Source organism: Yinghuangia sp. YIM S09857 (assembly GCF_051388915.1).
GTDB lineage: Bacteria > Actinomycetota > Actinomycetes > Streptomycetales > Streptomycetaceae > Yinghuangia.
Genome location: NZ_JBPKBH010000006.1, coordinates 70,496 through 76,745 on the forward strand (window position 1 = coordinate 70,496; position 6,250 = coordinate 76,745).

6 protein-coding genes are annotated in these 6,250 nt (G+C 68.3%); all 6 read left to right on the forward strand.

Annotated features, from left to right (window positions below):
- The first annotated feature begins 153 nt into the window (after positions 1 to 153).
- The 6 genes from ACRX5S_RS14190 (at position 154) to tuf (ending at position 6,224) form a co-directional block, all read left to right on the forward strand.
- Positions 154 to 717 carry a DUF4190 domain-containing protein gene (locus ACRX5S_RS14190; protein ID WP_436773271.1) on the forward strand — a complete coding sequence of 188 codons (564 nt, stop codon included), beginning with the start codon at positions 154 to 156 and terminating at the stop codon, positions 715 to 717.
- 72 nt (positions 718 to 789) lie between these two features.
- On the forward strand, positions 790 to 1,371 hold the full coding sequence (locus ACRX5S_RS14195) for a DUF1707 and DUF4190 domain-containing protein (protein WP_436773272.1): 582 nt from the start codon (positions 790 to 792) through the stop codon (positions 1,369 to 1,371).
- 517 nt (positions 1,372 to 1,888) lie between these two features.
- Complete coding sequence (gene rpsL, locus ACRX5S_RS14200; RefSeq protein WP_020549242.1) at positions 1,889 to 2,263, forward strand: 30S ribosomal protein S12; 375 nt, start codon at positions 1,889 to 1,891, stop codon at positions 2,261 to 2,263.
- Positions 2,263 to 2,733: a 30S ribosomal protein S7 gene (rpsG, locus tag ACRX5S_RS14205; RefSeq protein ID WP_231778769.1), complete on the forward strand. Its 471-nt coding sequence runs from the start codon at positions 2,263 to 2,265 to the stop codon at positions 2,731 to 2,733. The genes rpsL and rpsG overlap by 1 nt, the downstream gene beginning before the upstream one ends.
- A gap of 39 nt (positions 2,734 to 2,772) precedes the next feature.
- A complete protein-coding gene (gene fusA / locus ACRX5S_RS14210; protein WP_436773273.1) occupies positions 2,773 to 4,911 on the forward strand; it encodes an elongation factor G in 2,139 nt (712 codons plus the stop codon).
- 119 nt (positions 4,912 to 5,030) lie between these two features.
- Entirely contained in the window at positions 5,031 to 6,224 is a 1,194-nt protein-coding gene (gene tuf / locus ACRX5S_RS14215) for an elongation factor Tu (RefSeq protein WP_436773274.1), read from the forward strand.
- Positions 6,225 to 6,250 lie beyond the last annotated feature (26 nt).

The following is a 6,250-nucleotide window of genomic DNA, read 5'->3' on the forward strand; positions in this document are numbered from 1 at the left end:
TCCCGGATCCCAGGAATCCGCTCGGCAGAACGGCGGGGCCGCCACCATGTACGCATGGTGGCGGCCCCGCCGTCGTCTCCGGACCGCGCAGGGCCGCGCACGAGGGCCGCGTACGCGAGGACCGCGAACCCAGGGGGAGCGATGGGCGAGGGAATGAGTGAGGGGTGGGGCCACACCCCGCACGACCCGCACGACGGACCGTTCGGGCCGGACCGAACCCCCGGCGACCACCCCGGCGGCCCCGGCCACCCCGGCGCCGGTCACCCCGTCCCCGGGCACCCTGGCCCCGGGCACCCCGGCCCCGGGCACCCCGGCCCCGGGCACCCCGACCCCGCACACCCCGGGCCGTGGCAGGCGGGCCCCTACGGGCCGCAGTTCCCCGGGCCCCACCCCCACCAGTACCCGCCCAACTACCCGCCCCCGTACGGCTACCTGAGCCCCGGCACCAACGGCTTCGCGATCGCGTCGCTCGTGCTCGGCATCGTGTGGGTGTACTGGGTGACCTCGATCCTCGCGATCGTGTTCGGGCACGTCGCGCTGTCCCAGATCAACCAGACCGGCCAGTCCGGCCGCGGCATGGCGATCGCCGGCCTGGTGCTCGGGTACGTCTGGCTCGCGCTCCTGATCCTGGTCCTCGTGTTCGCCGCCGCGTTCGTCGACGACCTGGACGGGCAGATGTCGGTCGCTGTCCTGAGCCCCGCCGTGAACCCCATCTGAGTACGAAGACGGACAGCGCCGCTGGGTCCCGCCGTGCACCAAAAGGGGAGCAAGCGACGCGAGGGGGACCACATGGACGGCGGCTGGGGCACCCACCAGGACACCATGCGGTGCGCGCATGCGGACCGCGACCGTTGCGCCGACGTGCTCAAGGCGGCGTGGGCCGAGGGCAGGCTGCGGGACGACGAGTACAGGCAGCGCCTGGAGTTGGCGCTGTCCGCGGAGACGTACGGGCAGCTCACCGTCCTCGTCCACGACCTGCCGGTGGGGCCGGTCCCCTCGGCCGTGCACCCGCCCGCGGCTGTGCCGGTGAACCCGTACGCCTTCGTCGCGCCGCACGCGTACGTGCCGCCGATGGTCCCGCGCCCGATGCCGCAGCAGACGAACGGGCTCGCGGTCACCTCGCTGGTGCTCGGCATCGTGACGCTGGTCGCGGTGTGGCCGGCCACCGCGTTGCTGACGAAGTCGTATCCGGTGAACCCGTACCCCTTCGTCTTCGCCGGCGTCGCCGTGGTCACCGGGCACGTGGCCCTGCACCGGTCACGGCACCGCCCGTACCCCTTCAACGGCGGTGCCGGCCCCGCGGTGGCCGGGCTCACGCTCGGCTGGATCCAGATCGCCCTGGCCCTGCTCGCGCAACTCGGCGGGAACTGACCCGGGCGGGCCCGGACGGCGCCGGCCGGCCGGGGGAGTGGCCGCGTGGCGCCGCACGGCAGTCCGGAGTAGCGTGGCCCGCGGGACTCGGTGGGATTTCCCGGGAAGACCCGGGCGGACCCGAACGGACAAGGCCGGGGCACTCGGCGACCGGTGGTTTCGTCGGCCAAGGCGTGCCTTCGGGTGCGAATCCAAGGCGGCGGCGGGGGCCGCGGCTTTCGCTTTGACCTCTGCACCTGTGGTAGGTACTCTCTTTCCTTGTGCCTGGGGTGTCCCCGGGTTCTTGCGCCTGCGCTCACCGCAATCCGCCTCGGATGCGTCATGAGAGGGTGCAGGAGACCGAAACACATACCTCCCGATTCCGTTCCGCGCTGAAGACTGGGCGACACGCCCGACCGCGGGGGTCGGATAGCGAGGTAGGCGATGGCCATAACACCCAGGGATGACAGGCCATCCAGCAGCACATTGAAGATGCAGTCGTAATCAGACCGCTTGGCACGAAGAAGACGGAGACGCGGTGCCCACGATCCAGCAGCTGGTCCGAAAGGGCCGCCAGGACAAGGTCGACAAGGCCAAGACTCCGGCGCTCAAGGGGAGCCCGCAGCGACGCGGCGTGTGCACCCGTGTTTACACGACGACTCCCAAGAAGCCGAACTCCGCGCTTCGCAAGGTGGCGCGTGTTCGCCTGACGAGTGGCATTGAGGTCACGGCGTACATCCCGGGTGAGGGCCACAACCTCCAGGAGCACTCGATCGTGCTCGTGCGCGGCGGTCGTGTGAAGGACCTCCCGGGTGTTCGCTACAAGATCATCCGCGGTTCGCTCGACACCCAGGGTGTCAAGAACCGCAAGCAGGCGCGCAGCCGCTACGGCGCGAAGAAGGAGAAGAGCTAATGCCTCGCAAGGGCCCGGCCCCCAAGCGACCGGTCATCATCGACCCGGTCTACAACTCGCCGCTGGTCACCTCGCTGGTGAACAAGGTCCTGCTGAACGGCAAGCGCTCCACCGCCGAGCGGATCGTCTACGGCGCCCTCGAAGGCTGCCGCGAGAAGACCGGCACCGACCCGGTCATCACGCTCAAGCGCGCCCTGGAGAACGTCAAGCCGACCCTTGAGGTCCGCAGCCGCCGCGTCGGCGGCGCGACCTACCAGGTCCCGGTCGAGGTCCGCCCCGGCCGCTCCACCACGCTCGCCCTCCGCTGGCTCGTCGGCTACTCCCGCGCCCGTCGCGAGAAGACGATGACCGAGCGTCTGATGAACGAGCTGCTGGACGCCAGCAACGGCCTGGGCGCTTCCGTCAAGAAGCGCGAGGACACCCACAAGATGGCCGAGTCCAACAAGGCCTTCGCGCACTACCGCTGGTAGTCGTCACCCCGTCGAACGAGATACGAGAGAGAAAGCCACATGGCTACCACTGCTCTTGACCTGGCCAAGGTCCGCAACATCGGGATCATGGCTCACATCGACGCGGGCAAGACCACGACGACTGAGCGGATCCTGTTCTACACCGGTGTGAACTACAAGATCGGCGAGGTCCACGAGGGCGCCGCCACGATGGACTGGATGGAGCAGGAGCAGGAGCGCGGCATCACGATCACGTCCGCCGCGACGACCTGCCACTGGTCCCTCGAGGGTGTAGAGAACACCATCAACATCATCGACACCCCGGGCCACGTGGACTTCACGGTCGAGGTGGAGCGTTCGCTCCGCGTCCTCGACGGTGCGGTCACCGTGTTCGACGGTGTCGCGGGTGTCGAGCCGCAGTCCGAGACGGTGTGGCGTCAGGCCGACCGCTACGGCGTTCCGCGCATCTGCTTCGTGAACAAGCTGGACCGCACCGGCGCGGAGTTCTTCCGCTGCGTCGACATGATCGTCGACCGCCTGGGCGCGACCCCGCTCGTCATGCAGGTGCCGATCGGTGCCGAGATGGACTTCCAGGGCGTCGTGGACCTGATCCGCATGAAGGCCCTGGTCTGGTCCGCCGAGGCGGCGAAGGGCGAGATGTACGACGTCGTCGACATCCCGGCCACGCACACCGAGATCGCCCAGACCTGGCGCGAGAAGCTGGTCGAGACCATCTCCGAGCACGACGAGGAGATGATGGAGCTGTTCCTGGAGGGCACCGAGCCCACCGAGGAGCAGCTGTACGCGGCCATCCGCCGCGCCACCATCGCCTCCACCAGCCCGGAGAAGGCCGGCGAGGCCACCTTCACCCCGGTGTTCTGCGGAACCGCGTTCAAGAACAAGGGCGTTCAGCCCCTGCTCGACGCGGTCGTGCGCTACCTGCCGTCGCCGCTGGACCGCGAGGTCATCGAGGGCCACAAGGTCGGCGACGAGTCCGTCGCCGTCGAGCGGAAGCCCTCGGACAGCGAGCCGCTGGCCGCCCTTGCCTTCAAGATCATGAGCGACCCGCACCTCGGCAAGCTCACCTTCGTCCGGATCTACTCCGGCCGCATGGAGTCCGGCTCCCAGGTGCTGAACTCCGTGAAGGGCAAGAAGGAGCGCATCGGCAAGATCTACCGCATGCACGCGAACAAGCGCGAGGAGATCCCGAGCGTGGGCGCCGGCGACATCGTCGCCGTCATGGGCCTCAAGGACACGACCACCGGCGAGACGCTGAGCGACTCGTCGAACCCGGTCATCCTGGAGTCGATGACGTTCCCGGCCCCGGTCATCCAGGTCGCCATCGAGCCCAAGTCGAAGGGCGACCAGGAGAAGCTCGGCGTCGCGATCCAGCGGCTCGCGGAGGAAGACCCCTCGTTCCAGGTGCACACCGACGAGGAGACCGGCCAGACCATCATCGGCGGCATGGGCGAACTGCACCTTGAGGTGCTGGTCGACCGCATGAAGCGCGAGTTCAAGGTCGAGGCCAACGTCGGTAAGCCGCAGGTGGCCTACCGCGAGACGATCCGGTCCGCCGTCGAGCGCGTGGACTACACGCACAAGAAGCAGACCGGTGGCTCGGGTCAGTTCGCCAAGGTGCAGATCGGCATCGAGCCGCTCGACGCCGGTGGCGACGACAACTACGAGTTCGTGAACAAGGTCACCGGCGGCCGCATCCCCCGGGAGTACATCCCCTCGGTGGACGCGGGCTGCCAGGAGGCCATGGAGTTCGGTGTCCTCGCGGGCTTCCCGCTGGTGGGCGTGCGGGTCATCCTGCACGACGGTGCCTACCACGACGTCGACTCCTCCGAGCTCGCCTTCAAGATCGCCGGCTCCATGGCGTTCAAGGAGGCGGCGCGCAAGGCGAACCCGGCGCTCCTCGAGCCGATGATGGCCGTCGAGGTCACCACGCCCGAGGACTACATGGGCGATGTCATCGGCGACCTCAACTCGCGCCGTGGCCAGATCCAGGCCATGGAAGAGCGCAGTGGCGCCCGTGTCGTCAAGGCGCTGGTCCCGCTGTCGGAGATGTTCGGCTACGTCGGCGACCTCCGGAGCAAGACCTCGGGTCGGGCCAGCTACAGCATGCAGTTCGACTCGTACGCCGAGGTTCCCCGGAACGTCGCGGACGAGATCATTGCCAAGGTTCGCGGCGAGTAACACGCTCACCGGGAATCCAGGGGGCCCGGGATTCGTCAGGATCCCGGGCCGTCGGCCCGCCCCATCTGACCAACCCGACGTCGTACGGCGTACAAGAACCAGTCCACAGGAGGACCCCAGTGGCGAAGGCGAAGTTCGAGCGGACTAAGCCGCACGTCAACATCGGCACCATCGGTCACATCGACCACGGTAAGACGACCCTTACCGCGGCGATCACCAAGGTGCTGCACGACGCGTACCCGGACCTGAACCCCTTCACGCCGTTCGACCAGATCGACAAGGCGCCGGAGGAGCGTCAGCGCGGTATCACGATCTCGATCGCGCACGTGGAGTACCAGACGGAGAACCGTCACTACGCGCACGTCGACTGCCCGGGTCACGCTGACTACATCAAGAACATGATCACGGGTGCCGCCCAGATGGACGGCGCCATCCTCGTGGTCGCCGCCACCGACGGCCCGATGCCGCAGACCAAGGAGCACGTGCTCCTGGCCCGCCAGGTCGGCGTCCCGTACATCGTCGTCGCGCTGAACAAGTCCGACATGGTGGACGACGAGGAGATCCTGGAGCTCGTCGAGCTCGAGGTCCGTGAGCTGCTCTCGGAGTACGAGTTCCCGGGCGACGACCTGCCGGTCGTGCGCGTCTCGGCGCTCAAGGCGCTCGAGGGCGACGCCGAGTGGGGCGCCAAGCTCCTGGAGCTCATGGCCGCCGTCGACGAGGCGATCCCGACCCCGGAGCGCGACGTCGACAAGCCGTTCCTCATGCCGGTCGAGGACGTCTTCACGATCACCGGTCGCGGTACGGTGGTCACCGGCCGTATCGAGCGCGGCGTCGTCAAGGTCAACGAGACCGTCGACATCGTGGGCATCAAGCAGGAGAAGACCACCACCACGGTCACCGGCATCGAGATGTTCCGCAAGCTGCTCGACGAGGGCCAGGCCGGTGAGAACGTCGGTCTGCTCCTCCGCGGCATCAAGCGCGAGGACGTCGAGCGCGGCCAGGTCATCATCAAGCCGGGTTCGGTCACGCCGCACACCGACTTCGAGGCCCAGGTCTACATCCTCTCGAAGGACGAGGGCGGCCGTCACACGCCGTTCTTCAACAACTACCGCCCGCAGTTCTACTTCCGTACCACGGACGTGACCGGCGTGGTTACCCTTCCCGAGGGCACCGAGATGGTGATGCCCGGTGACAACACCGGCATGACCGTCGCGCTGATCCAGCCGATCGCCATGGAGGAGGGCCTGCGCTTCGCCATCCGCGAGGGCGGCCGCACCGTCGGCGCCGGCCAGGTCGTCAAGATCCTCAAGTGATCAATGTCCCGGCCGCCGATCCCCCC